The following is a 26,135-nucleotide window of genomic DNA, read 5'->3' as shown; positions in this document are numbered from 1 at the left end:
TCATGAGTATTCTGTATACTGAAAGAATGAATTTCAGTGGAAATACCGTCGAAACTTGCTGAAGGATCGGCATTAATGTATACAAGAAGAATTCATCGTAGGGAGGATCCCGTGCAAAGTCCCTTTCCAATGAACGCGTGGTACGCGGCCGGCTGGGATGCCGAGATCAAGCACGCGCTGTTGCCGCGGACGATCTGCGGCAAGCATGTCGTGATGTACCGGAAGGGCGACGGCGAGGTCGTGGCGCTTGAGGATGCCTGCTGGCATCGCCTGGTGCCGCTCTCCAAGGGCCGGCTCGACGGCGACGCCGTGGTCTGCGGCTATCACGGCCTGAAATACAATGCGCAGGGCCGCTGCACCTTCATGCCCTCGCAGGAGACCATCAATCCGTCGGCTTGCGTGCGCGCCTATCCCGTCGTCGAGCGCCACCGCTTCATCTGGCTCTGGATGGGCGATCCCGCGCTGGCCGATCCCGCGCTGGTGCCCGACATGCACTGGAACCACGATCCGGCCTGGGCCGGCGACGGCAAGACCATTCACGTCAAATGCGACTATCGCCTGGTCGTCGACAATCTCATGGATCTGACGCACGAGACCTTCGTGCACGGCTCGAGCATCGGCAATGATGCGGTCGCGGAGGCGCCGTTCGACGTCACCCATGGCGACAAGACCGTCACCGTGACGCGCTGGATGAAGGGCATCGAGCCACCGCCGTTCTGGGCCAAGCAGTTGCAGAAGCAGGGCCCGGTCGATCGCTGGCAGATCATCCGCTTCGAGGCGCCATGCACCGTCAATATCGACGTCGGCGTCGCGCCGGCCGGATCGGGCGCGCCGGAGGGCGATCGCTCGCAGGGCGTCAACGGCTATGTGCTCAACACCATCACGCCGGAGACCGAGAAGACCTGTCATTATTTCTGGGCCTTCGTCCGCAATCACCGCATCACCGAGCAGCGCCTGACCTCGGAGATCCGCGACGGCGTCGCCGGCATCTTCCACGAGGACGAGATCATCCTGGAGGCGCAGCAGCGCGCGATGGACGAGAATCCGGACCGCGTGTTCTACAATCTCAACATCGATGCCGGCGCGATGTGGGCGCGGCGCGTCATCGACCGCATGGTGGCGAAGGAAAATCCGCCGCAGCAGCTGCAGGCGGCGGAATAGGCCAAGCCATGGCGGAACGCGAAGCCGATCGCTCAGTGTCACAGACCGTGCGGGCGCAGCTTGCGCTGCGCGACCTGGTTCTCTCCGGCCGGCTGCGACCGGGCGAGCGCATCTCGGAACTGCAGGCGGTCGAGATCACCGGGGTGTCGCGCACGCCGGTGCGGATGGCGCTGGTCCGGCTGGAAGAGGAAGGCCTGCTGGAAGCGATCCCGTCCGGCGGCTTCATGGTCAAGGCATTCTCCGAGCGCGACATTCTCGATTCGATCGAGCTGCGCGGCACGCTCGAGGGGCTGGCTGCACGCTTTGCCGCCGAGCGCGGCGTCTCGTCGCGCGATCTCGAGCCGCTGAAGCAATGCCTCAGCGAGATCGACGGCCTGGTGCGGCAGGATCCGATCTCGATGGAAGCCTTTTCGTCCTATGTCGCGCTCAACGCGCGCTTCCACGCGCTGCTCACCGAGCTGTCGCGCAGTCCGCCGCTGATCCGGCAGATCGACCGCGCCTCGGCGCTGCCGTTCGCCTCGCCGAGCGGCTTCGTGATGGCGCAATCGGCGTTGCCCGAGGCGCGCCAGATCCTGCTGATTGCGCAGGACCATCATCGCGTGGTGGTCGACGCCATCGAGAACCGCGAGGGCGCGCGCGCCGAGGCGATCATGCGCGAGCATGCCCGGCTTGCGGCACGCAATCTGCGGCTGGCGCTGCGCAACCGCACCCATCTCGATCTGCTGCCGGCGCTGGCGCTGATCAATTCGGCGGCCGGCTGAGCGGAGCGTACCATGCGATTCATCGAAACCTGGACCTCCGCCACGCTGCTCGCGACGCACGACCTCACGCCCGGCATCCGCGAATTCCTGCTGCGCCCCGACGGCTTTGCTGCCGCGCCTTACCCCGTCGGCAGCCATATCAATGTCGGCGTCACCATCGAAGGCCAGCCGCAAACACGGTCCTATTCGCTGGTCGGCGAAGTCGATCCGCAAGGCTATCGGATCGCGGTGCGGCGAGCGCCGGATTCCCGCGGCGGCTCGCATTATATGTGGTCGCTCGCGCCGGGGGCGCGGCTCATCATCACGCTGCCGGCCTCGCTGGTTCAGCTCGACTGGACGCGGCGGCAGTTCTGCCTGATCGCGGGTGGCATCGGCATCACGCCGATCGTCGGCGCGGCACAGGCGCTGGCCCGCCGCGACGCCGGCGTGACGCTGCACTATGCCGTACGCACGCGCAGCGATGCGGCGTACCTCGACCTGCTCGAACAGCTGCTCGGCGACCGCCTTGTCGTTCATGCCGGCGACGAGGGCAGCCGGCTCGACCTCGACAGTGTGTTCGCGGCGTTGCCGCCGGAGACGATGGCGTTGTTCTGCGGCCCGATGCGGATGCTGGATGCGGCGCGGCGCGCCTGGGAGGCGTCGGGCCACCCGATGTCCGACCTGCGCTACGAGACCTTCGGATCGAGCGGGTTGCTGCCGACCGAGACGTTCCGCGTGCGGCTCAGGGGCCAAGGGACCGAGTTCGTGGTCCCGCGCGACCGCTCGCTGCTGGATGTGCTCAACGAGGCCGGCCACGAGGTGATGAGCGACTGCCGGCGCGGCGAATGCGGCGTCTGCGCGCTCGACGTCGTCGATGTCGACGGCGAAATCGACCATCGCGACGTCTTCTTCAGCGACCACCAGAAGCAAGAGAGCCGCAAGATCTGCGCGTGCGTCTCGCGTGCCCGCGGCACCATCACGGTCGACACCCTGCATCGGGCCGACGCGCTCTAACAGGCTCGACCGGTCACGGCATTCGATCAGGGCTACGCCGCGTGCACCGAGTGCTGCGGATCGTGATCGAGCAGGGCCGTGATCTCGCTGGCCGACATCGGTCGGCCGATCAGATAGCCCTGAACTTCGTCGCAACTGGTCTGGCGCAGATATTCGAGCTGATCCGCGGTCTCGACGCCTTCGGCCACCACGCCGATCTGCAGGTCCTGCGCGAGGCCGATCACCGATTTGACGATCGCGGCGCAATCCGGCTGGGTGAGCATGTCCCGGATGAAGGATTGATCGATCTTGATGCGGCTGAACGGCAGCTTGCGCAGATAGGTCAGTGACGAGAATCCGGTGCCGAAATCGTCGAGCGCGACCGTCAGCCCGAGCTCGAGCAGCCCGTTCAGGATCGCGGGCGCCGATCCATATTTCGAGATCAGCATCGACTCGGTGATCTCGATTTCGAGCCTGTTCGGCGTGACGTTCGCCTTGGCAAGCGCCTCGACGATGGTCTGCAGGATGCCGACGTTCTGGAACTGGACCGCGGAGAAGTTGACCGCGATCCTGATGTCATCAGGCCAGCGCGCCAGCATCGCGCAGGCGCGGCGGATCACCCATTCGCCGAGCTGGTGGATCAGCCCGCTCTCCTCGGCAATCGGAATGAAGACGCTCGGCGGGATCAGGCCACGCGTCGGATGCTGCCAGCGCAACAGCGCCTCGAAGCCGGTGACGCGGCCTTTGCGGATGTCGAGGAACGGTTGGTAGACGAGGAACAGCTGGTCGGCCTCGATGGCCTGTTCCAGATCCCGCTGCAGGGCGCGTCGGTCGCGCGCGGACTGGTCGTCGCTGGCCTCGAAGAAGCAGATGGTGCCGGGGCCGGATTTCTTCCCCCGGTAGAGCGCGATGTCGACGTGCTTGAGCAGATCGTGCGACGTGCTGCCGTCCCGCGGCGCGAGCACGATGCCGATGCTGAGCATTCCGTTGATCTCGAACCCGTCGATCGTAAACGGATCGGCAAAGGCCGCGACGAACCGCTCGGCGATCGCGAGCGCATCCTCGGGCCTGGTCAGGTTGGACATGATCAGCGCGAATTCATCGCCGCCGATCCGCGCGACATGCTCGGCAGCGCGCGTGCAGCGCTGCAACCGGGCCGCAACCTGCACCAGGAATTCGTCGCCCGCGGGATGGCCGAACCTGTCGTTGACCTCCTTGAAGCGATCAAGGTCGAGCAGCAGCACGGCGAATTCCTCGCCTGAGCGCGCCAGCCGGTTCAGCGCGCCGTTGAGCGCCTCATTGAAGGCGACGCGGTTCGGCAGATGGGTCAGCGGATCCTGCCGTACGGTCCGTTCGGCCTCGTGCTGGGCGATGATCCGCCGCCTGAACTCGAACGCGTTGACGAACACGCCGCGCAGCAGCACGGAGCCGTAGACCAGAACGAGGACGGCCAACAGGAGATAGACGAAGTCGCCGTCCCTGCCGAGGCACATCGCGGTGCCGACGAAGATCGGCGCGGTGAATGCAATCGCGGCGATCGGGATGGTCGAGAAGGCGAAGGCGCCGCCGGCCAGCATTCCGGCGCACAGGCAGGTGATCACCAGTTGCGCGCCGCTTGATGCATTGGCGAAGAAGGCGACCGGAACGATGCCCCAGGCCGCTCCGAGCGCCAGCGCATTGCGCACCAGCCGGTACATGGTTCGGCGCGACACGAATTGCGGCTTGGCGATGCGGCGCGCTGCGCGCGCTTGCAGCCCGAAGAACAGCGCTGCGCTGCTCACGGCGGCGGCCCAGATCAGCGCGAAGGCCCAATCCGGCGATTGCCACAATGCAACGGCGAGCACCAGCGCGTTGCATGCGTTGGCCAGCATGATGCCGAAGGAATAGCCGAGGACGAGCGAAACCTGCTCGGCGCGGATGTGACCGGCAAGCGCTTCATCCGTCGGTGGTGCACCGAAGGCCGCGAGGTCGCCTGCGAACAAGTTGGCGATATATGATCTGAGATAGGTACGCATCTCGCTACATTGGCTGCGCGGTTTGGCTATGGCGCAGTGGCGAAGAATTCTCTGCAAACCTTTGACAAACTATGAACTATTGGAACGGACCGAGCCACCGCGGGCTCACGTTTTGGTTCCACCCGCGCGCATTGCTAACAAATCGATACAAATGCGTGACGCGACCTCACGGACCGGCAAAGCCTGCCGGGCGCCACGCTGCTTGATCCCCCGCCGGTTCTTCGCAATGACTTGAGCAATGTCTTTGGTTCCCGTGACCGGCAAACCAGAAGGTGCGCATGAGCCTCCCGACCACGAACCACGATCCCGGGTTCCGTATCACGCGGGCCAGCCATGTCGTCCTCACCGTCCGTGATCTCGCGGCGAGCCGTCAGTTCTACGAAAAGGTGATCGGGCTGATCCTGACCGCGGAGGAGGGCGATGCGCTCTACTTCCGCGGCGTGGACGAGGCCTGTCATCACAGCCTTGTGTTGCGCAAGGGCGAAGGCGCGGCCTGTGCACGGCTCGGCCTGCGGGTCTTCCAGGACGATGACCTCGACCGGCTCAAGGCCTTCTTCGAAGCCCATGGCTGCCGGACCGCCTGGGTCGATGTGCCGCATCAGGGCCGCACCCTGCAGGCCAACGATCCGGCCGGAACGCCGCTGGAGTTCTGCGCGACCATGCCGGTGCTGCCGCGCATGATTACCAAGTTCACCCGCCATGCCGGCGGCTCGGCGCTGCGGCTCGATCACACGCAGGTGCTGACGCCGGAGGTGCGCAAGGCTTGCGAGTTTTACACCGCGGCAGGCTTTCGGCTCAGCGAATATATCGCGCCGGCGGGGACGTTCGATCTGCGCGGCGTGTTCCTGCAGCGCAAGGGCAATCCGCACGACATCGTGTTCTTCAATGGGGCGGGACCGCGGCTGCACCATCTCGCGTATCTCGCGCCCGAGGTTCATCATTTGCTCAACGCCTGCGATATCGCCGGCGAGCTCGGCTATGGCGCGGCCGTCGAACGCGGCCCGGGGCGGCACGGACCGGGACACGCGATGTATGTCTACATGCGCGATCCCGACGGGCATCGCGTCGAGCTGTTCAACACGCACTACCAGATCATGGACATCGAGAACGAACCGATCGGCTGGGACCCCTCCGACCACAAAATTTCGTTTCCATGGGGACTGCCGGCGCGGCAGGCCTGGTTCGAGGAGGCGACACCGTTCGCCGATGTCGCGATCTGCGAGCCAGAGGTGAAACCGAAGCCGCTGACGCTCGAGAGTTACCTCGCGAAGTAGCATGGCATCATCGATCGCTACTCCCATCTATGACGTGGCCATCGTCGGGCTCGGGCCGGTCGGTGCGATCTTCGCCAATCTGCTGGCGAAAGCCGGCTTGAGGATCGCCGTCGTCGAGCGTGTCGTCGACATCTACGACAAGCCGCGCGCGATCACGCTCGATCATGAGGCACTGCGCGTGCTGCAGGCGATCGGGCTCGGCGATTTCATGGAGCAGGCGATCGCCCCGCACAACGGTTCGCATTATCTCGGCGTCGACGGTGAGATCATCAAGATCTTCGACCCGATGCCGCCGCCGTTTCCGCTCGGCTGGATTCCGAACGTCACCTTCGTGCAGCCGGATGTCGAGCAGGCGCTGCGCGACAAGCTCGCCGAATATCCGCATGCCGACGTTCTCCTTGCGGCCGCCGGCGTGGCGCTGCAGCAGGATGAGAACGCGGTGACGCTGACGGCGCGGCGCGAGTCCGGCGAGGAGTTCTTGATCCGCGCGCGCTATCTGGTCGGCTGTGATGGCGCCAACAGTTTTGTGCGCAAACGACTCGGCATCGGCCTGGAAGACCTCGCCTTCGATGAATGGTGGATGGTGGTGGACACGCTGACCAGCGAGCCCGCCAAACGGCCGTCCCGGAGTTTCCAGTATTGCTGGCCGTCGCGACCCGGCACCTTTGTGCCGGGGCCGCGCAATCTGCGGCGCTGGGAGATCAAGCTGTTGCCGGGCGAGGATCCCGATTTGGCCGGCGTGCCCGACAACGTCGTGAAGCTGCTGAAAGGCTTCACCGACATCTCCGACCTCACGATCTGGCGCTCGGCGGTCTATCGTTTCCACGCGCTGCTCGGCGGGCGCTGGCGCGACCGCCGCGTGCTGCTGATGGGGGACGCCGTGCACCAGACGCCGCCGTTCCTCGGGCAGGGGCTGTGCGCAGGCATCCGCGATGCCGTGAACCTTGCCTGGAAGCTGAGGCTGGTTCTCCGTGGCGATGCCGACGATGCGCTGCTCGACAGCTACGAGATCGAGCGCAAGCCGCATGTCCGCGCCGTCGTCGCCAGCGCCAAGGAGTTCGGCAAGATCATCGGCGAACTCGATCCTGAGGCTGCCACTGAGCGCGACGTGCGGCTGCGCGCCGACCTCAAGGCCGGCAAGGCCGAAACCATCAGGCAGAAATTCATCCCCGATCTCGTGTCCGGTCTGATCGCGCGCGATGCCGATCTTGCCGGGCGGCTGTTCGTGCAGCCGCATGTGCGTGCGCCGGACGGGCGGACTTGCCGGCTCGACGATCTGCTGAAGCCGGAATTTGCGATCGTAGCGATGGCAGCCGAGCCGATGGCGTGGCTGTCGGAGACGTCCTGTGCCGCCTGGCGGCATCTCGCCGGCGAGCGCGTCGTCATCACCGCATCAGGCGAAAGCACCGACGCCAACGGTATCCTGACCGTGGTCGAGCGCGACGGCCTGTTCGCCGACTGGATGCGGCAACATGGCGCCGCGGCGGTGATCGTCCGGCCCGACCGCTACGTCTTCGGTGCCGCCGGCGGTGCCGGCGAGCTCAATATGCTTGTCGAGCAACTGCTCCAGAACCTCAGCGCAGGGCGCTAGGCTTTTCAAGGCGGCGCTTTCTCTGTACCACCGGAAGAAACACAGTCTGCGGAAAAAAGACTTGCCGGGGGAAACCAGTGAACAACAAGAATGATGCGGCGGAGTATGACTACGTCATCGTCGGCGCCGGCTCGGCCGGTTGTGTGCTTGCCAGCCGCCTGAGCGCCGACGGCAGGCACTCGGTGCTGCTGCTCGAGGCCGGGCCAAAGGACACCAACATCTGGATCCATGTCCCGCTCGGCTACGGCAAGCTGTTCAAGGAAAAATCCGTCAACTGGATGTACCAGACCGAGCCCGAGCCGGGTCTCAACGGGCGGCAGGTGTTCCAGCCGCGCGGCAAGGTGCTCGGCGGCTCCAGCTCGATCAACGGCCTGCTCTATGTCCGCGGCCAGCACGAGGACTACGACCGCTGGCGCCAGCGCGGCAATGCCGGTTGGGGCTATGACGACGTCCTGCCCTATTTCAGGAAGGCAGAGGATCAACAGCGCGGCGGCGACAAGTACCACGGCACTGATGGACCGCTGCCGGTATCGGACTGGAGGCATCATGATCCGTTGTCGGAAGCCTTCGTTCATGCCGCGGCCGAGGTCGGCATTCCGACCAATCCGGATTTCAACGGCGCGACCCAGGAGGGCGCGGGCTTCTTCCAGACCACGACGCGGCGCGGCCGGCGCGCCAGCACGGCGCGGTCCTATCTGCGGCCTGCACTGACGCGCGGCAATCTGCATGTCGAGACCTCGGCGCTGGCGCAGCGCATCCTGTTCGACGGCAAGCGCGCGAGCGCCGTCGAGTACAAGCAGGACGGTCTCTTGCGAAGAGCCAAGGCGCGCAAGGAGATCCTGGTGTCGAGCGGCGCGTACAACTCGCCGCAATTGCTGCAGCTCTCCGGTGTCGGCCCCGCCGATCTCTTGAAACAGCACGGCATCGACATCGTGCTCGATGCGCCCGGTGTCGGCAACGACCTGCAGGACCACATGCAGGTGCGCATCGTCACGCGCTGCGCGCAGACCGTCACGCTGAACGATGTTATCAACCATCCGGTGCGCCGCGTCATGGCCGGGCTGCGTTACGCGGCGCTGCGCAAGGGGCCGCTGACGATTGCCGCCGGCACGTCGGGCGCGTTCTTCAAGACCAGCCCGCGGCTGGCGTCGCCCGACATCCAGATCCACTTCCTGCCGTTCTCGACCGACAAGATGGGCGAGAAGCTGCATCCGTTCTCGGGCTTCACCGCCTCGGTCTGCCAGCTGCGCCCGGAAAGCCGCGGCTCGCTGAAGATCAGGAGCGCGGACCCGAGCGTGCCGCCGGAAATCCGCATCAACTATCTGGCGACCGAGACCGATCGCCGCGCCTTCATCGACGGCATCCGCATCCTGCGCAAGATTTTGGCCGCGCCGGCGCTGAAGTCATACTCGGTCGGAGAGGTCGATCCCGGCGCCAAGGTGGTCAGCGACGACGACCTGCTGGATTTCTGCCGCCGCACCGGCAGCACGGTCTATCACCCGACCTCGACCTGCCGGATGGGCAACGATCCGCTCGCGGTCGTCGACCAGCGGCTCAAGGTGCGCGGCGTCGATGGCCTGCGCGTGGTCGACGCGTCTGTCATGCCGGACCTGATGTCGGGCAATACCAATGCGCCGACGATCATGATCGCGGAAAAGGCGTCGGATATGATTTTGGAGGATGCGAGGTAGGAGTCCTCAGTTCCGTCATCCTGAGGAGCGCGCTCTTGCGCGCGTCTCGAAGGATGCACGGCCCCGATGTTTCGCGGTGCGGCACTCTTCACTCGTGGCCAGACTCGGGCCGTCGACCCTTCGAGACGACCGCTGCGCGGTCTCCTCAGGGTGACGGTGACAAAGTGGGCTACGAAGCTGCGACGCTCAGCCCTTATGCGCGCGTACCCGCGCGACCATCTGTTCGACATGGGCGATCGGCGTTTCCGGCAGGATGCCGTGGCCGAGATTGAAGATCAGCCGCCCCTTGCCGAAATTCTCCAGCACATCGTCCACCGCGCGGTCGAGCGCGGCGCCGCCGGTAATCAGCGCCAGCGGATCGAGATTGCCCTGCACGGCGACGCGGCTCTGCACGCGTTCGCGGATCATCGACGGCTCGGTTGCCCAATCGATCGAGACGGCATCGACGGCGGTTTGGTCGATATAGGCCGGCAGCATGCCGCCGGCGCCGCGCGGAAAGCCGATGATCCGGGCACCGGGGACCCGCTTGCGGACCCCGGCAACGATGCGCCGGGTCGGCTCGACCGACCAGCGGGCGAACTCGCGTGGCGGCAGCACGCCGGCCCAGGTGTCGAAGATCTGCAGGCAATCGGCGCCGGCTTTCAGCTGGCCGACGAGATAGTGGATCGAGTTCTCGACCAGGACGTCGATGATCTTGGCGAATGCGTCCGGATGGCGGTAGGCGAGCATCCGCGCGGGCGCCTGGTCCGGCGTGCCCTGTCCGGCCACCATGTAGGTCGCGACCGTCCATGGCGCGCCGCAGAAGCCGATCAGCGCAATGTCAGGCGCAAGCTCGCGGCGGACGCGGCGTAGCGCTTCGAAGACCGGCTCGAGCTTGCCGAAATCGGCCTGCGTTGCCAGCGCGGCGATCTCTCCGGGGGTTGCCAGCGGATCGAGCCGCGGCCCTTCGCCGGCCTCGAAGCGCACCGAACGCCCGAGCGCATAGGGGATCACCAGGATGTCGGAGAAGATGATCGCGGCGTCGAAATTGAACCTGCGGATCGGCTGCAGGGTAATCTCGGCCGCGAATTCGGGCGTGAAGCACAGATCCAGGAAGCCGCCGGCCTTGGCGCGCAACTCGCGGTATTCCGGCAGATAGCGGCCGGCCTGCCGCATCATCCAGAGCGGCGGCACGGGCCGCCGGTGGCCCGACAGGACGTCGATGAGCGGCTTCTTCGCGGGATCCTGCGGCACGGGGAAAGTTCCTGATCAGGTCAAATTTGCGCTCTTGATACACGCTGCGGCGTAATGGGCCAAGGCGGTTCTGGAACCCCGGTTTGCGTGGGCGCGTTGTTCCGGGGAATGGAGGAACGACATGGCCGAGAAATTCGATCCTGCCGCACATGACAAGCATGCCGAGAAGCCGCACGAGGCGCAGGCTGCCGACCGCAAGGCCCGCAGCCGGCTCAAGGAGGGATTGGAGGATACGTTCCCGGCCTCCGATCCGGTCAGCGCGACGCAGCCGGCACCGTCGAAGCACGACGGCAATCGGGACAATTAGCTGGTATATCCCAGCGGTTGCTAACCACGATGCGAGTTGGGTTCAACCATGCGGCGAATGGGTCGCGGCGCGGCGGTGGCTCAGCGCGGACGCGCCCTTGATCTGGAGCGCGATCGTCGGGATGGACTAGATGGGGCCGCCTTCGGGGCGCTGCATCCGGTCATATTCGAAGGTCACGCCGAGCCGGCGCTCCAGACGCCAGACCAGAATGCAGTGCCGTCGGATCGGCTCGCTCTCGATCTCGAGATCGAGCGCAAACGGGAGTGCATCGTCGCTTTCCACCGCGAGCCCAGCGCCGCCGGTCGAGAGATTGAGCACAACGCATCCGACGCTGGTGTTGCGGAAGAAGATGGTTCCGCGCTTCATCAGGACTGTCCGCTGGCTGTCCGTCTTGTATCTTCTTATTGTTGTACTCACGGCAGTCTACTACCCCCGATGATGCAGTCGCGATCGTTCCCCTACAGCGCGATGAGATTTGGTTGAATCGTCACCGCGCTTTCGTCCCTTGCTTGAGCAATATCTCTTCGGAAAACCGCCTGGTACTTTTCTTGGCACTTTTCCGGACCATGCTTTAGTTCACCAGCACCGCGCCGTCGCAGCGGACGCCGAGCACCCAGACGTCGACCTGGCCGAGCCCGATGCCGAGCGTCGCGAGCAGGGATGCCAGCACCTGATCGATTGGACTCGTCACGCCATTCAGGATGCTCATGACCAGCGCGCCCAATCCCGGGATCGGAAGCCCGAGCGGGCCGACGGTGATCGTGAGCGAGAGGTTGCCGAGCAGCGTGCTCGTCAGCGATGTAAGGAAGTTGGTCGTCGTCACCGTCTTCTTGGTTCCCGACTGGATGTCACTGTAGCTGAAATTGACGTTGGTCGGCGTGGTGTTGCCCATGCCGGCATGGGCGAGGCTGGTGACGGTGACGAGACCGAGATTGACCAGCGTCACCGGTGGTGGGTTTGGCTTGGTCGTGAAGTTGGTCATATCGGCCATCGTGACATTGCCGATCCATGCATCCACGATCCCGGGTGTCACGCCGACCGTCACCTGCGACGTGTTGATGTTCGGATGGCCGCAGGACACCGCGTTGAGCGTCGCGGTGCCCGAGGCGATCTCGACATAGACCGGGAGGTTGATCGCGGAAACGGCGCCGGAGCCGAGAACATTGACCGTCGCCAGGATCCTGGTCTGCGCGGTGTGCACGCTCACGCCCTGGGTGCCCATCGCGATCCAGCTCGAGCCGACCGGGCGCTCGCCGATCGTTGCGATCACGGAAACGTTGGCGATGCCGGGCAGGCCGAGATTGACCGAGGTAGCGATCTGATGGTTCCCGTTCGCGATCTGCGCCACGGTGCTAACGAGGTCGAATACCGAAATACTGGCGCCAACCTTGGGTTTCTGCCCGACCGTCAGGTTGGCAAAGGGGCCGAGGTCGACCAGTGTTCCGGGCGTAATCTTGGTTGAGGAGCCGGTGACGGCCTGGGAGATCGTCGACAGCGCGGTCGTCGCGGCGCCCGCGCCGTTGGTGATCTGCTGCGTGGTCAGCGCGGCCGCCATGATGTCGCCGACCTTGATGTTGCTGCTCAGCAGGTCGCTATAGGTGACGCCGGTCAGGTTGACCCGCGTCGCCAGCGCCGACAGGAAATCCAGCGCGTCGATCTTCGCGCTGATCAGCGAATTGTAGTCCATCACCGAGAGCGACAGCGTGGTGCCGAGCATCGAACCGAGCATCGCATTGAGCACGCCGCCGTTGACCGAGAGCAGCCGCGAGCCGATCGCGAACGACGCCATTTCGGTCGACGTCGCGGTGGCGGTGGTCCTGATCGTGAAGCTGCTCGCGCCGGTGATGTAGCGTGCGAAATAGAGCGGGGTCTGGGTATTCAGCGTGACACGCGCGGCGTTGGGAATGCCGACCGCCGGGGTCACGAAACGGGCCTGTGGCGCGACGGCGCTGTTTGCGGTGTAGGTCCCCGTCTCAACCTTGACCACCGCGCTGGCCGGATAGTTGTTCTGTGTCACCGTCGCGGTGGCGGCGTTGACCGGATTGTTCAGGTTGGCGGCGGCGACGATTGCGGCGAGATCGGCGGTGCTCTGGGTCTTGCGGCGGTCGGCGAAGATCGTGCCGAGATCGATTGCAAGCCCGGCGCACCCGATCACGAGCGTCATCAGGCCGGCGCTGATCATCGTGAAGTTTCCGCGTTCATCGGCACCGAAGCGACGCATCAGCATCAGCATGGCCGTCATCCTAGTACCCAGAATCAGAGCTGAGTGATACGGCGGCCTTTGAAACGGCGTTGACGGACCTTTTTCTTGGTCCAGACGAAGGGCTCGGCTCTGTCGTTGTATGCGTTGACGTAGGCATCGATGTGCTCCTGAAGCTGCGTGAGGCTTGTGAAGGAGGTGCCGCTGAGCGACTGCCCCTGCAAGATCGAAAACCATACCTCGACCTGATTGAGCCAAGACGCACTTGTCGGCGTGAAATGAAATTGCACGTTGGGGTGGGCCTTGAGCCAATGCTCGTTCTTCTTGTGGGTGTTGAGGTTGTCGAGGATGACGTGAAGCTTCCGGTTCGGAAAAGCCGCGGTGACGCTGTTCATGAAGTCGAGAAACTCGACGCGGCGTCGGCGTTTTGAATGCGCCGCGATGATCTTTCCGGTGGCGACTTCGAGCGCCGCAAACAATGTTGTGGTGCCATGCCGCTTGTAATCGTGGCTCTGGCCGGTCAAGGCGCGGCCATTGGGCAACTTCAGATAACCCTGCGCTCGCTCCAAAGCCTGGATCGAGGGCTTCTCGTCCACGCACAGCACAATGGCCTTCGCGGGCGGGGCGACATAGAGGCCGACAACATCGGCGGCTTTGGCCGTAAAGTTCGGGTCGTTGCTCTCACACCAGGACTTACGAGCCGCGAGGTCAATCTTGTGGCTGCGCAGGAACCGCCAGACATATTGGACGTCAACATCGCCCAGCGCCCCGGCCAGCAGGGGCCCGGTCCAGCGTGCGAACCCGTCCGGCGGCGGCTTGTCCAGCAGCTTCAGAATCCGCTTGTCGGTGGCCTTCGTATAGATTGGCTGCTTGCCCGGTCGCGGCTTGTCTTGCAGCCCTTCAAGGCCTTGGTCGGCATAGCGATGCCGCCAAAGGCTGACAATCCGCGGCTGGACCCCAACTTCCTTGGCGATCGACCGAGTGCTGCGTCCATCCGCCGCCAACAGAACTATCCGCGCCCGCTTCAAATCGCGCTGCAACGTCACCGGGGAGCGGCAACACGCCTCAAGCACCTTGCGATCTTTCCTCGAAAGGTGGACTTCTCTTGCTTCGGGTATCATCCCGACCTTGAATCACGACTCACGCTTTAAGAACAGTAGGTACTAGAATCCTCCGTACTGAATCGCCGCGGAGCGGACGATGGTGCTCGCGGGCTTGGGTACGAAAGGCAGGCTGTAGATGAAGTTGCCGGCCGCGTTGTAGTTGACCGTCACGACGTAGACGTTCGCGTTCGCCGCCGACGGCGCGGCATTGACCGTGAGATTTGCGGGAACGAGCAACGGATAGGTGGATGCGTTGGCGGTGACGTAGCTCGTCGCGAGGCTGTTGCGCTCGGTGTCGGTCATTCCTGCGATAGACGACCGCGCCGCTTCGGCGGCGAGTTGCTGAACGCCATGCACCATCGCGAGATACGAGCCGAAAACGATGATGCCAAAAATGAAGGCGAGAAAAAGTGGCAGCATGAGCGCGAATTCGACTGCGGACGCGCCGCTTCGACAGCGAAAAAACCTGGGCATGGAACACCTCGAGACGCAAACTACCGCGTCACGTTGCGAGGCTTTGATTAAGGAAAACTATGAAAACGCTTCCGCGAATCAGTGACGTCAATTCAGATGAATGGCAGCACCAGGATTGATCGGGCGCGCGATGCCTTATGGGGTGATCACAATATTTGATGCCGTCTCCGCAGAAATCCGGGGTTCGATGGCGCTGCGGTGCTGCGTGCGTGTGCAGATGCAGTCGTCTGATACCGTAGCCCTACGTGGAAATGCACGTAACAATACATATGGCCCGCAATAGAAGCGTCGTCGCGGCAAATTGTAGCTAAACGAAAGTGCAACCAAATGTTAGTATAGGTGATTGGCATACTGGGGAGATTGGAATTGCGTCACGGGCTGAGATTGGAGCGCTCTCGATGCACAGACCACGTCAGCATTTGAATATTCCTACTGAGATCGTCCGCACCGTCGTTGCGATCGCTGAGACGGGAAGCCTGTCGAAGGCCGGGGAACGTCTCGGCCTCAGCCAGCCGGCGATCAGTTCGCAGGTCAAGCGACTGCAAAGCCTGATCGGCGGCGCACTCTTCGTCAGAACGGCAAACGGCACCACCACCACCGAACTCGGCAAGGTCGCCGTGCAGCAGGCGAGGCGTATTCTCGAAGCGAACGATCAATTGCTTCGGTTGGGCGGCAGTCATGAGGGACCGCAGCCGCTGCGGCTCGGAATCAGCACGATGCTCGCCGAGGAATTCCTCAAGCTTCATCCGGCCGAGGCGCTCGGCGACGTCCTGCTTCACGCGGACATGTCGCCAGCCGTGATCAGAGGATTGATCGACGGCTACATCGATATCGCCTTCGTCTACAGCAATCCTTCGCTGGAGAACGAGGACGAGGTGACGATCGCCGCCGAGGCCGACGAACGGTCGGTTTGGGTGCGATCCCGCGATTTTGTGCTCAGGCCGGGCGCGCCAATCCCGATCCTGGCGTGGCCGGGTGACGACTGGATGATCCGGACGCTCACCAAACACAACATCTCCTACAAGATCGTGTTCAGGAGCCCGAACCACCAGCTGCGACTGGAAGCCGCGCGGGCCGGATATGGCCTGACCGCGTGCCCCGAGCGGATGATCCCGCCCTTCCTGGTTTCGGCGAAGGACTATTATCTGCCGGAGCTTCCGGTGCAGAAGCGCCTGCTGTGTTCCGCCCGGGCCTCGAAGGAAGTCGCGCGACGGCGATGGTGCAGCGGTTGTCGAGCCTGTTCTTCGCCGGCGCGAAGCCGGTCCGGCAGGTGAGCAACATGTAATCCGCCGCCGCCGCATTGCGGCGGCATCGGTCAATAATGCGGCGGGCGCTCGTTGGCGGGCCCTGGCGCCTGCCGTTCGGTCTCCTGAAGCCGGTCGCGCAACTCGGCGACCTGACGCATCAGCGCGTCGATCTGCTTCCACTGCGCCGTGATGGTCTGGTTCAGCGTCTCGATGGCTTCGTCCTGGTAGGTCAGGCGGACCTCCAGCGCATCGACCCGTTCGCTCAGCCTTGCAGCATCATTCATCGACGGCACCCGCGTGTTCGCGCTCGCGCAGGCCGTGGCCGAGCGCGACGCGCTCGTCGAACACGAAACAGTCGCCGCGCCAGCGGCTGTCCTGCTGTGGAGTTTCCTCGAGATATTTCAGAATGCCGCCCTTGAGGTGATAGACCTCGGCAAACCCCCGCGCGAGCAGATAGGCGCTGGCCTTCTCGCAGCGGATGCCGCCGGTGCAGAACATCGCAATCCTGCGGTGCTTCCCGGGATCGAGATGACAGGCGGCAAATTCCTTGAACTGACCGAAGCTCGCGATCCTGGGATCCACCGCGCCTTCGAAGCTGCCCATCGCGACCTCGAACGCGTTGCGGGTGTCGAGCACCAGCATGTCGGGCGAGGCGATCAGCGCATTCCAGTCGGCGGCGTCGACATAGGTGCCGACCTGGCGCGTCGGATCGATCGTGGTGTCGCCGAGCGTCACGATCTCCTTCTTCAGCCGGACCTTGAGCCGCTGGAACGGCATCTGCGCGGCTTCGGAGTATTTCAGCTCGAGATTGTCGAGGCGGCCGCCGAACAGCGGCCCGTGCCCGAGCTCCGCGACGAAGGCATCGATGCCGTCGCCGGTGCCGGCAATTGTGCCGTTGATACCCTCATGGGCGAGCAGCACGCTGCCCTTGAGATCGAGCCCCGCGCAGAGCCCGCGCAGCGGCTCGCGCAGTGCGCGGAAATCGGGCAGCGCGGCGAACTGGTAGAAGGCGGCGACCTTGAACGGCATGGCCGGGGTTTATCAGGCCGGCCAGGTCCGCGAAACCCCGCAAAGCCATGCGTTATCGGGATAATTCCTCTGGCATGCCAGGCATTGCCCTGCCGGGGATGAATGTGCCATGTACTTGGCATCCATCCGCCGCAGCAGCAGCATCAAAACATCACGATCAAGCGAGCTCTCCGCCATGAGGAATTTCCATTTCGCCGGCCGTTCCACGGTCCACGCCCAGAACGCGATGGTCGCGACCTCGCATCCGGAGGCGGCGCTCGTGGCGATCGAGGTGATGCGCGAGGGCGGTACGGCTGCCGATGCGGCGGTCGCGGCCTGCGCGCTGCTCGGCGTCATCGAGCCGCAATCAACCGGCATCGGCGGCGACTGCTTTGCGCTGATCCAGCCGAAGGGCGAGGGCAAGATCACGGCCTATAATGGCAGCGGCCGGGCGCCGATGGCGGCCACCGCCGACTGGTACCTCGAACGCAATATCCATTCGGTGCCGCTGACCTCGGCGCATGCCGTCAGCATTCCCGGCGCAATCGACGCCTGGGACGTCATCCTCAGGGATCACGGCAAGTTCGGCTTCGACCGGCTGCTGCAGCCGGCGATCAAGGCCGCCGAAGAGGGCTATGTGGTCGCGCCGCGCATCGCCTTCGACTGGAAGAACGGTTTTGAGAAGCTGAAGAACGGCACCAATACCGAGCGCTATCTGCTGCCGCATGGCAAGCCTGCGGTCGCCGGCGACGTGATCCGGCAGCCCGAGCTCGGCAAGACGCTGCGCGCGATTGCGCAAAAGGGCCGCGATGCCTTCTATAGCGGCGAGATTGCCGCCGACATGGTCGACACGCTGCGCGGCATCGGCGGCCTGCATACGCTGGAGGACTTTGCCGCGCATTCGACCGAGGCGACCTCGCCGATCGGCACGATGTACAAGGGCCACGACGTCTGGCAGTGCCCGCCGAACGGACCGGGCATCACCATGCTGGTCATGCTCAACATCCTGTCGCGCTTCGACCTGACGAAGTTCAAGCCGCTCAGCATCGAGCGCTTCCACCTCGAGGCCGAAGCCGCCCGCATCGCCTACATGATGCGCGAGCAGTACATCGGCGATCCCCAGCACGCGCATGTCGACGTCGCCGGCATCCTCTCCAGGGAGTTCGCCGACGAGCACATCAAGAACATCCGGATGGATGGCTTGCTCGATCTGCCCAACGTTGCGCCGCCGATGAATCCGTCGACCGTCTACATCACGGTGGTCGACAAGGACCGCAACGTCTGCTCGTTCATCAACTCGATCGCGCATTCGTTCGGCTCGGCGATCGTCTCCAACAAGACCGGCGTCCTGCTGCAGAACCGCGCCGGCGGCTTCCGCATCCAGCCCGGTCATCCGAATTGCATCGCGCCGGGCAAGCGTCCGCTGCACACCATCATTCCGGCGCTGGCCACCAAGAACGGCCGTGCCGTGATGCCGTTCGGCGTGATGGGCGGTCAGTACCAGCCGGTCGGCCAGACCCATGTGCTGACCAACATGCTCGACTATGGCTGTGACGTGCAGGAGGCGATCGACATGCCGCGCGGCCTGCATTACGAGGGCGTCTACCAGCTCGAGGATAGCGTGCCGGCGGAGATCGTCGAAGGCCTGAAGAAGATCGGCCACAAGACCACCAGCGTGGTCGCGCCGCTCGGCGGTGGCCAGGGGATCTGGATCGATTGGGACCAGGGCACGCTGACCGGCGGCTCCGATCCACGCAAGGACGGCTGCGCGCTCGGCTACTGATTGTCGCGGCCGGCGAAGCCGGACCGGCGGAACAAGGTGTTGTCGCGGGGTTGGTGCTGGAAGCCCTTCCCCGCGAGGCCCGTCATCCGTTCCCTCGATTCAGATGATACTGACCAGGCCGATTTGCGCGGCGGCATCTCGCCGTGGTTTGTCGCCGCAACGCCACCGCCGCGTCCCGCGCTATCGGAAAATCTCACCTGCGATGCGCTTATCGTCGGCGCCGGCATCACCGGCTCGCTGGTCGCCGAGCGCCTGACCCGTCAGGGGCTCGACGTCGTCATCGTCGACCGTGAGCACCCCGGCCGCGGCAGCACTGCGGCAAGCACCTCGATGCTGTTGTGGGAGATCGACCGTCCGCTTGTCGAACTGACGGCGATGTACGGCTTCGAGCGGGCTGCGCGTGCCTATCGGGCAAGCCTCGATGCCGTGACCGGCCTGATCTCGCTGGTTCGTGACCACAAGCTGCCGGGAGAGATCAGAAACAAGCGCTCGCTCGCTCTATCTGGCGGCCGGCAGCTCCGTAGCCGAATTGCTCGATGAGCATCGGCTCCGCCGCCGCGCCGGCCTGCCCGGCGACTTCCTCGATCATGGACAACTGCTCGAGACCTACGGAATGGCGCGCGCCGGCGCGATCGTCTCGCCTGGCGCGGCGGATGCCGATCCGCTCCAGCTTGCCCGCGGTCTGCTCCACCTCGCGGTCACGCGCGGTGCGCGGCAGTTCGATGCGGAGGCCGTGGTATTCGATCCGGCAGGTGCCGCAGTCACGGTGGGATTCGAGGATGGCCACGAAATTGCCGCGAGGGCCGTCGTGCTGGCGACCGGCTACGTGATGCCGGATATCGTTCGGTCGAAGGTCCAGGCCGTGTCCTCGAGCTGGGCGATTGCGACCACGCCGCAGCCGCAGAACATCTGGAAGGATGGCGCGCTGATCTGGGAGAACGCGAAGGATTATCTCTACGCACGCACGACGCCGGCGGGGCGCATCATCATCGGTGGCGAGGACAGTGAGGAGATCATCGCGCCCGATGCGCGCGACCGCCTGATCCCGGAGAAGTCGCGGCGGCTCGCGCAACGTCTCGCCGCGCTCTGGCCGTTCGCGGCAACGGAGATCGAATACCGCTGGGCCGGGACGTTCGACACCACCAGCGACGGCCTGCCGCTGATCGGCCCGGTCCCCGGCGCGAAGGGTGTCTATGCCGCGTATGGCTATGGCGGCAACGGCATTACCTTCAGTTATCTGGCCGCGCAATTGATCGGTGATCTCGTCGCGGGCGGCACCTCGCCATTGCTCGACGATTTCGCGCTGGACCGCGATGGCGGCATAGCCGGTCACTGAAAAATGGCTAGGGAATTGCTCTGCGCTGGGCTAGAGACGGCCGTTCTTCACGAGAGGTGCAAGATGCGATCTTCCCGACGCACGATCATCAAGACTGCGTTCGCCGGACTTGCGGCGGCGGTCTCCACGTCCGTTGTCAGCGGGACGGCAACGGCCCAAACTGCAGGAAAGCCCATGACCACAGCCTCAGGCCTCCAGATCATCGACAGCAAGGTCGGCTCCGGCGCCTCGCCGAAGCCCGGCCAGACCTGCGTCATGCACTACACCGGCTGGCTCTACGACAACGGCCAGAAGGGCAAGAAATTCGACTCCTCGGTCGATCGCAACGAGCCGTTCGAGTTTCCGATCGGCCAGGGTCATGTGATCAAGGGCTGGGACGAGGGCGTCGCCAGCATGAAGGTCGGCGGCAAGCGCACGCTGATCATCCCGCCTGATCTCGGCTATGGCGCGCGCGGCGCCGGCGGCGTGATCCCGCCGAATGCGACGCTGATGTTCGATGTCGAGCTGCTTGGCGTGAAATAATCGGGCGTGACGTAACGGCCCACAACAAGAGAGGGCGCAGCGATGAAGATCTCGATCCTCGACGATTATTTCGACACGCTGCGCACCCTCGATTGTTTCCGCAAGCTCGACGGCTACGACGTCACGATCTGGAACGATCACGTCCAGGACGTCGATGCGCTCGCCGAACGGCTGCGCGACACCGACGTGCTGGTCCTGATCCGGGAACGCACCCAGATCCGCACGCCGCTGCTCGAGCGGCTGCCGAAGCTGAAGCTGATCAGCCAGCGCAGCGTCTATCCGCATATCGATATCGACACCTGCACGCGGCTCGGCATCATCGTGTCGTCGGGCCAGCATGCCGACACCCCGTCCTACGCCACCGCCGAGTTCACCTGGGGCCTGATCCTCGCCGCGATGCGCGCGATCCCGCAGCAGATGGCGGCGCTGAAGGCCGGCAAGTGGCAGATCGGCGTCGGCCACACGCTGCGCGGCAAGACGCTCGGCATCTACGGCTACGGCCGCATCGGCGCCGTGGTCGCGGGCTACGGCAAGGCATTCGGCATGAACGTGCTGGTCTGGGCCCGCGAGCCGGCGATGGCCAAGGCGCGCGCCGACGGTTACGAGACATCAGCCAGCAAGGCTGATTTCTTTGCCCGCTGCGACGTGCTGTCGCTGCATATGCGGCTGGTCGACGCGACGCGCGGCATCGTCAAGGCGGAGGACCTCGCGCGGATGAAAGAGACCGCGTTGATCGTCAACACCAGCCGCGCGCCGCTGATCGCGTCCGGCGCGCTGGTCGATGCGTTGCGCGCCGGCCGGCCCGGCATGGCCGCGATCGACGTCTACGAGAAGGAGCCGCTGCGCGACACCGCCGATCCGCTGCTCAACATGGACAACGTGGTCTGCACGCCGCATCTCGGCTACGTCTCGCGCGACGAATACCAGATCCAGTTCACCGATATCTTCGATCAGATATTGGCCTACGCCGCCGGTACGCCGACCGACGTGGTCAATCCGGACGTGCTGGCACATCCGCGCTCGCGCGGCTGAAGCTTCGCAAGGACAACGTGCGGCCGCGCCGGAACGTTCCGATTTTCCGCTCGCCTGCGCTCGCGCTTTTCGGTAGCGTTCCCTGCACGAACTTGACCAACGAAAGCAAGAACGATGAGCGGCTCCCACGATCACACCCATCCCCAAGATCACACCCATGACCACGATCATCACCATCACGACGACGAGCGCTGGAAGCACGACGGCGTCCGCGTCATTCCCGGCAATCAGCTCGATCCGAATGTGCCGTCGACCGCCGGCATGGACCGCAAGGCTGCGATCAATTTCGCCCGCGTCGGCGCCCAGAAACTGTGGGCAGGCACCGTCAGCATCAAGCCGGACGCCAAGACCGGCGCGCATCATCACGGCCATCTCGAAAGCATCATCTACGTCGTGAAGGGCAAGGCGCGGATGCGCTGGGGCGAGAAGCTGCAGTTCACCGCCGAAGCCGGTCCCGGCGATTTCATCTTCGTGCCGCCCTATGTGCCGCATCAGGAGATCAACGCCAGCCGCGACGAGGTGCTGGAATGCGTGCTGGTGCGCTCCGACGGCGAGGCGGTCGCGATCAATCTCGACATCGAGCCGATCGAGAAGGCGGAGACCGTGCTGTGGGTCGACCCGGTGCACCGGCATCCCGACGAGAAGAAATAACGTCGCGGCGCGTCCGTGACGCAAGACAATAACAACAAGAGCAGGGAGGCCAGCATGACGCTCGTTCGCTACGAGAGCGCGGATCACGTCGCGACCATCACGATGGCGCGCAGCGAGAAGCACAACGCGCTCAACGACGCGTTGTGTACGGAGTTGCGCGATGCCTGGCTGCGCTTTCGGGACAGCGGCGATCGTGTCGCGGTGCTGGCTTCGTCCGAGGAGAAGTATTTCTCCGTCGGCGCCGATGTCGGTGATCTCCCCGCCAACATGTGGCACGCCGTGCCTGGCCTTGGTGTCGAACTCGACAAGCCCGTGATCGCGGCGACGTCGGGCTGGGTCGTGGGTGGCGCCTTCGTTCTGGTCCAGATGGCCGACCTGTGCGTGGCGTCGGAGACGACACGTTTCATCTATCCCGAGGGAAAGATCGGTACCACCGCGGGCGGCGTGTCATCGGTGATGGCACGGATGCCGCACAAGATTGCGATGGAATTTCTGCTGGTCGGCGAGGAAATGTCGGCGGAGCGCGCCTTCCAGATCGGCTTCGTCAACAAGGTCGCGCCGAAAGGGCAGCACGTCGTGATGGCGCAGGAGATGGCCGCGAAAATTGCCGGCAATGCGCCGCTGGTGGTCCGCGCGCTGAAGAAGCTGGCGCGCGAGGCCATGCCGAAGGGCCCCCTCGAAACCGTTGCCGATGCGCGGCGGCTGCTCGATGAAGTCAAAGACAGCGAAGATCTCAAGGAAGGCGTCAAGGCCTTCGCAGAGAAGCGCAAGCCGAGGTTCACGGGGAAGTGACGCTGCCATTCCGGGGCGACGCGGAAGCGTCGAACCCGGAATCTCGCGCCACAATATCGAGATTCCCCGATGCGCAATTGCGCATCTGAGGTTCTCGCTTCGCGAGCCCCGGAATGACGAGGGGTGAGAGTTACGCAAACACCCGGTGATCGATCGCCCCGTTCGGCACCACATAGCCGTAGCGCCTATTCGACGGCTCTGGGCCTGCCTTCTCATACTGCGCCTTCATCATCGCGAAGCGATCGCCTTTCAGCTCGAGCATCGCGCGCTTCGGCTGGACGTTGTAGAGCCGCGCATTGTTGTCGCCGAAGATCGCCGCCTTCACCGGTCCGTCGGCGGGCCCAAGCGGCGCGTAGCCGAACTTCTTCTGCATCACTTCGGGGATTTCCAGCCGCCGCAGGCCCTCGATCTGCCACTGTGGCGCGCCGGTCCACAGTGCGTCGGTGCCCCAGCAGACATGATCGACGCCGAGCCCCTTGATCAGCGTGCCCATCAGCGCGGCGCAGACATTGGGCTCCGCGACGAGGGTGGTTGCGAACAATTGCCCGACATCGCCGTAGACATTGCTGACGCCATACTGCGCCGGGATGTCGGCGAGATCGCTGGTCCAGGCGATCCGTCCGGTGCGCTCGAATTCGGCGAGTGCGACCCTCGGATCGCCGCCGACATGGCGATAGGCCGAGTGATAGATCACGAAGTTGAGCTGCGGCCAGTCCTTGGCGGCCTGGCCGACATCGGCAACGTCGGCAAAGCCGCGCAGGTTCGGATATTGCTTCTCGATCCCGGGCGGGAACAGTCCCTTGTGGACGCAGACATTCTTGATGCCTGCCTTCACCATCTTCTCATAGCCCTTGTAGGCGACCTTCTCGTCGTCCAGCCGCCAGGGATAGCGGCTGATCTCCTTGTGGGTGTTGTCGCCGATCGTGTAGCCCTTGCAGGATTCAGGCTTCAGCGCCAATGCAGCGTCGAGCTTGTCGAGCCAGCCGGGCTGTCCGGGCGTGAAGATGGCGTGGCAGAACACCCGGCGCGAGCCGGCCTCGTCGTTGATCTTCTTGCGCGCGTCGGCCATCTGCTCGTTGGTCAGGAACCAGTCCTGCTCGATATCCGACGGCGCCGAGGAGATCAGCGAGATCTTGGTGTCGGAATCGAGAAACATCTCCTTCTTGTAGTTGTTGAACTTGAGATCCTCGATGGTCTGCTCGTGATCGCTGAGCTGCTTGTTCCAGCCGGCCTTGCCGACCGCCTTGCGCATTTCCACGAAGCCCATGATGCGGGTGTCGTCGCGCAGGAAATGCGTGTGCATGTCCATGATGAACTGGTCCTTCAGGGCGTTGGCGCGCTCTTGCGCCATCGCCGGTGTCGCGGCCTCGGCCGGGGTCACGTCGAACAGCTCCCCGTAGACCTGGTTCATCGCGACAAAGGAGGCGGCCATGCCGGCCGCGGTCTGGAAGAAACGGCGGCGGTCGAGGCCCTGCTTGCCGCCGAGATCGTCGGCCATCGCGAGCAGCCGCGCCTCGACCTCGCGCTGCCGTTCGTTCTGCGGATCGGGATAGAACTCGTCGCTGGAGACGATCTGGGTCGGGATCGGCGTCTGGTACTGGCACAGTTCGGAGGGCATCAAGGCGGCAAGTTCTTCGTCGGTCAGATTGCTGCTCATTCTTCGCTCCCGCTTCTCGCCGGATATTTCCGGTCGGACCGCGGCGGAGACTAGGACCAAGTCCATCCGTCGTCCGCGCCGATTGCCGGAAACAGCGTTCACAAAATCGTGCATCGCATTTGCCGTCGTTGCGGGGAGCGTACGCGACGAAGCGATCCATACTCCCGCAGCAAGCGGCGCTATGAATTGCTTCCGCCTTCGCCAAGGCTTCGGCGGACACGTCGCTTGCGCTCGCAATGACGGTTGTGGATGCTAGCATCGTGCAACCCGGGGGCCGAACGAAGCCCCGTCGTAAGAGGGGAACCATGACGAATTCCGACCATTCGCGGCGCAGCGTCATCAAGGGCATCGGCGTTGCAACGGCAGCCGGTGTGCTCGGCGAAGCGCCGGCGGCGCGGGCCGCAAGCGCAGTTCCGGCCGAAGGCGAAATCTGGAGCAGCGAATACTGGGCGAAGAAGGGCGACATTCCGCTCTGGATGTTCCGCAAGCGGATCGGTGCGCCGAAGCAAGGCGAGCCGCCGCGGCCCGTGGTGTTCTTCGTCCACGGCTCGTCGGTGACGTCTAGGGTGTTCGACCTCACGGTGCCGGGCAAAGGCGAGTATTCGCTGCTCAATGTCTTTGCGCGCTACGGCTTCGATTGCTGGACCATGGACCACGAGAATTACGGCAAGTCGGGCCGCACCTCAGGCAATGCGGATATCGCGAGTGGCGTCGAGGATCTGAAAGCCGCGGTCGAGGTGATCGCCCGCGAGACCGGCGAGAGGCGATATCACTTCATCGGCGAATCCTCCGGTGCGCTGCGGGCCGGCGCCTTCGCGATGGCGGCGCCCGAGCGGATCGACCGGCTGGTGTTCGCCGCCTTCACCTACAAGGGCGAGGGCTCGCCGACGCTGGCAAAGCGCGCCGAGCAGCTCGCCTATTACCGCAGCCACAACATGCGCAAGCGCGACCGCGACATGATCCGCTCGATCGCGACCCGCGACAGGCCCGGCACGTCGGATCCCGCGGTGATGGAGGTGCTGGCCGATGTCGAGATGCAGTTCGGCGACCAGATCCCGACCGGCACCTATCTCGACATGACCGCCAATCTGCCGGTGGTGCATCCGGAGAAGGTGCCGGCGCCGGTGCTGCTGGTCCGCGGCGAATATGACGGGATCGCGGCGGTCCCCGACCTCGAGGAGTTCTTCAACAGACTGCCCAATGGCGACCGGCAGTTCATCATCCTGCCCGGCACGGCACATTCGGTGGCGCTGGCCACCAATCGCGAGCTGTTCTGGCATGTGACACGGGCATTTCTGACCATGCCGACGCCGATCGTGACCTGA

25 protein-coding genes are annotated in these 26,135 nt (G+C 64.5%); 16 read left to right on the top strand and 9 right to left on the bottom strand.

The window, feature by feature from the left end; translation table 11 throughout:
- The first annotated feature begins 111 nt into the window (after window positions 1-111).
- Genes HAP54_RS03570 through HAP54_RS03560 form a run of 3 tightly spaced genes read left to right on the top strand, consistent with a single transcriptional unit; the run spans window position 112 to window position 2,915 of the window.
- Window positions 112-1,161 carry an aromatic ring-hydroxylating dioxygenase subunit alpha gene (locus tag HAP54_RS03570; protein WP_166298782.1) on the top strand — a complete coding sequence of 350 codons (1,050 nt, stop codon included), beginning with the start codon at window positions 112-114 and terminating at the stop codon, window positions 1,159-1,161.
- An 8-nt stretch (window positions 1,162-1,169) separates the two neighbouring features.
- A complete protein-coding gene (locus HAP54_RS03565) occupies window positions 1,170-1,922 on the top strand; it encodes a GntR family transcriptional regulator (RefSeq protein ID WP_166298781.1) in 753 nt (250 codons plus the stop codon).
- A 12-nt stretch (window positions 1,923-1,934) separates the two neighbouring features.
- Entirely contained in the window at window positions 1,935-2,915 is a 981-nt protein-coding gene (locus HAP54_RS03560; protein ID WP_166298780.1) for a PDR/VanB family oxidoreductase, read from the top strand.
- A gap of 32 nt (window positions 2,916-2,947) precedes the next feature.
- Here the strand turns inward: HAP54_RS03560 and HAP54_RS03555 are convergent, their stop codons facing one another.
- Entirely contained in the window at window positions 2,948-4,909 is a 1,962-nt protein-coding gene (locus HAP54_RS03555) for a putative bifunctional diguanylate cyclase/phosphodiesterase (protein ID WP_166298779.1), read from the bottom strand.
- A gap of 278 nt (window positions 4,910-5,187) precedes the next feature.
- On the opposite strand from HAP54_RS03555, the gene HAP54_RS03550 reads away from it, so the two are divergent.
- The 3 genes from HAP54_RS03550 to HAP54_RS03540 all read left to right on the top strand — a co-directional run bounded on the left by HAP54_RS03550 (window position 5,188) and on the right by HAP54_RS03540 (window position 9,465).
- Window positions 5,188-6,183, top strand: a complete 996-nt coding sequence (locus tag HAP54_RS03550; protein ID WP_166298778.1) for a VOC family protein — start codon at window positions 5,188-5,190, stop codon at window positions 6,181-6,183.
- Between the two features lies 1 nt (window position 6,184).
- Window positions 6,185-7,774: a bifunctional 3-(3-hydroxy-phenyl)propionate/3-hydroxycinnamic acid hydroxylase gene (locus tag HAP54_RS03545; RefSeq protein WP_166298777.1), complete on the top strand. Its 1,590-nt coding sequence runs from the start codon at window positions 6,185-6,187 to the stop codon at window positions 7,772-7,774.
- A 77-nt stretch (window positions 7,775-7,851) separates the two neighbouring features.
- Window positions 7,852-9,465, top strand: a complete 1,614-nt coding sequence (locus HAP54_RS03540; protein WP_166298776.1) for a GMC family oxidoreductase — start codon at window positions 7,852-7,854, stop codon at window positions 9,463-9,465.
- A gap of 186 nt (window positions 9,466-9,651) precedes the next feature.
- Here the strand turns inward: HAP54_RS03540 and hemE are convergent, their stop codons facing one another.
- Complete coding sequence (gene hemE, locus HAP54_RS03535; protein WP_166298775.1) at window positions 9,652-10,698, bottom strand: uroporphyrinogen decarboxylase; 1,047 nt, start codon at window positions 10,696-10,698, stop codon at window positions 9,652-9,654.
- Between the two features lie 121 nt (window positions 10,699-10,819).
- Between hemE and HAP54_RS03530 the strand changes: the two genes are divergently transcribed.
- Entirely contained in the window at window positions 10,820-11,005 is a 186-nt protein-coding gene (locus tag HAP54_RS03530) for a hypothetical protein (RefSeq protein ID WP_165126033.1), read from the top strand.
- A gap of 126 nt (window positions 11,006-11,131) precedes the next feature.
- Here the strand turns inward: HAP54_RS03530 and HAP54_RS03525 are convergent, their stop codons facing one another.
- The 4 genes from HAP54_RS03525 to HAP54_RS03510 form a co-directional block, all read right to left on the bottom strand.
- Window positions 11,132-11,422, bottom strand: coding sequence for a PilZ domain-containing protein (locus HAP54_RS03525; protein ID WP_339156826.1), 291 nt, complete (start codon window positions 11,420-11,422; stop codon window positions 11,132-11,134).
- Between the two features lie 154 nt (window positions 11,423-11,576).
- A complete protein-coding gene (locus HAP54_RS03520; protein WP_166298773.1) occupies window positions 11,577-13,247 on the bottom strand; it encodes a pilus assembly protein TadG-related protein in 1,671 nt (556 codons plus the stop codon).
- Between the two features lie 14 nt (window positions 13,248-13,261).
- Complete coding sequence (locus tag HAP54_RS03515) at window positions 13,262-14,326, bottom strand: IS630 family transposase (RefSeq protein WP_166204319.1); 1,065 nt, start codon at window positions 14,324-14,326, stop codon at window positions 13,262-13,264.
- 42 nt (window positions 14,327-14,368) lie between these two features.
- Window positions 14,369-14,782 carry a TadE/TadG family type IV pilus assembly protein gene (locus HAP54_RS03510; protein WP_166298772.1) on the bottom strand — a complete coding sequence of 138 codons (414 nt, stop codon included), beginning with the start codon at window positions 14,780-14,782 and terminating at the stop codon, window positions 14,369-14,371.
- A 398-nt stretch (window positions 14,783-15,180) separates the two neighbouring features.
- On the opposite strand from HAP54_RS03510, the gene HAP54_RS03505 reads away from it, so the two are divergent.
- A complete protein-coding gene (locus tag HAP54_RS03505; protein ID WP_224741392.1) occupies window positions 15,181-16,056 on the top strand; it encodes a LysR family transcriptional regulator in 876 nt (291 codons plus the stop codon).
- A 41-nt stretch (window positions 16,057-16,097) separates the two neighbouring features.
- Here HAP54_RS03505 and HAP54_RS03500 read toward each other — a convergent pair whose 3' ends face one another.
- Entirely contained in the window at window positions 16,098-16,313 is a 216-nt protein-coding gene (locus HAP54_RS03500; protein WP_166298771.1) for a SlyX family protein, read from the bottom strand.
- Window positions 16,306-17,058 carry a rhodanese-related sulfurtransferase gene (locus HAP54_RS03495; RefSeq protein ID WP_166298770.1) on the bottom strand — a complete coding sequence of 251 codons (753 nt, stop codon included), beginning with the start codon at window positions 17,056-17,058 and terminating at the stop codon, window positions 16,306-16,308. The genes HAP54_RS03500 and HAP54_RS03495 overlap by 8 nt, the downstream gene beginning before the upstream one ends.
- 175 nt (window positions 17,059-17,233) lie before the next feature.
- On the opposite strand from HAP54_RS03495, the gene ggt reads away from it, so the two are divergent.
- The 7 genes from ggt to HAP54_RS03460 all read left to right on the top strand — a co-directional run bounded on the left by ggt (window position 17,234) and on the right by HAP54_RS03460 (window position 23,153).
- Window positions 17,234-18,820 carry a gamma-glutamyltransferase gene (gene ggt, locus HAP54_RS03490; RefSeq protein WP_166298769.1) on the top strand — a complete coding sequence of 529 codons (1,587 nt, stop codon included), beginning with the start codon at window positions 17,234-17,236 and terminating at the stop codon, window positions 18,818-18,820.
- 123 nt (window positions 18,821-18,943) lie between these two features.
- Window positions 18,944-19,360: an FAD-dependent oxidoreductase gene (locus HAP54_RS03485; protein WP_339156864.1), complete on the top strand. Its 417-nt coding sequence runs from the start codon at window positions 18,944-18,946 to the stop codon at window positions 19,358-19,360.
- Window positions 19,272-20,156, top strand: coding sequence for an FAD-dependent oxidoreductase (locus HAP54_RS03480; RefSeq protein WP_312022750.1), 885 nt, complete (start codon window positions 19,272-19,274; stop codon window positions 20,154-20,156). The genes HAP54_RS03485 and HAP54_RS03480 overlap by 89 nt, the downstream gene beginning before the upstream one ends.
- Before the next feature lie 63 nt (window positions 20,157-20,219).
- A complete protein-coding gene (locus HAP54_RS03475; protein ID WP_166298768.1) occupies window positions 20,220-20,678 on the top strand; it encodes an FKBP-type peptidyl-prolyl cis-trans isomerase in 459 nt (152 codons plus the stop codon).
- 42 nt (window positions 20,679-20,720) lie between these two features.
- Window positions 20,721-21,710, top strand: coding sequence for a D-2-hydroxyacid dehydrogenase family protein (locus tag HAP54_RS03470; protein WP_166298767.1), 990 nt, complete (start codon window positions 20,721-20,723; stop codon window positions 21,708-21,710).
- A gap of 114 nt (window positions 21,711-21,824) precedes the next feature.
- Complete coding sequence (locus HAP54_RS03465; protein WP_166298766.1) at window positions 21,825-22,361, top strand: cupin domain-containing protein; 537 nt, start codon at window positions 21,825-21,827, stop codon at window positions 22,359-22,361.
- A gap of 54 nt (window positions 22,362-22,415) precedes the next feature.
- Window positions 22,416-23,153, top strand: coding sequence for an enoyl-CoA hydratase/isomerase family protein (locus tag HAP54_RS03460; RefSeq protein WP_166298765.1), 738 nt, complete (start codon window positions 22,416-22,418; stop codon window positions 23,151-23,153).
- A gap of 130 nt (window positions 23,154-23,283) precedes the next feature.
- Here HAP54_RS03460 and HAP54_RS03455 read toward each other — a convergent pair whose 3' ends face one another.
- Entirely contained in the window at window positions 23,284-24,810 is a 1,527-nt protein-coding gene (locus HAP54_RS03455; protein ID WP_166298764.1) for an amidohydrolase family protein, read from the bottom strand.
- A 305-nt stretch (window positions 24,811-25,115) separates the two neighbouring features.
- Between HAP54_RS03455 and HAP54_RS03450 the strand changes: the two genes are divergently transcribed.
- Window positions 25,116-26,135: an alpha/beta hydrolase gene (locus tag HAP54_RS03450; protein WP_166298763.1), complete on the top strand. Its 1,020-nt coding sequence runs from the start codon at window positions 25,116-25,118 to the stop codon at window positions 26,133-26,135.

It is taken from the genome of Bradyrhizobium sp. 2S1 (assembly GCF_011516625.5).
GTDB lineage: Bacteria > Pseudomonadota > Alphaproteobacteria > Rhizobiales > Xanthobacteraceae > Bradyrhizobium > Bradyrhizobium septentrionale.
This window is presented reverse-complemented; position numbering and strand designations above follow the sequence as displayed.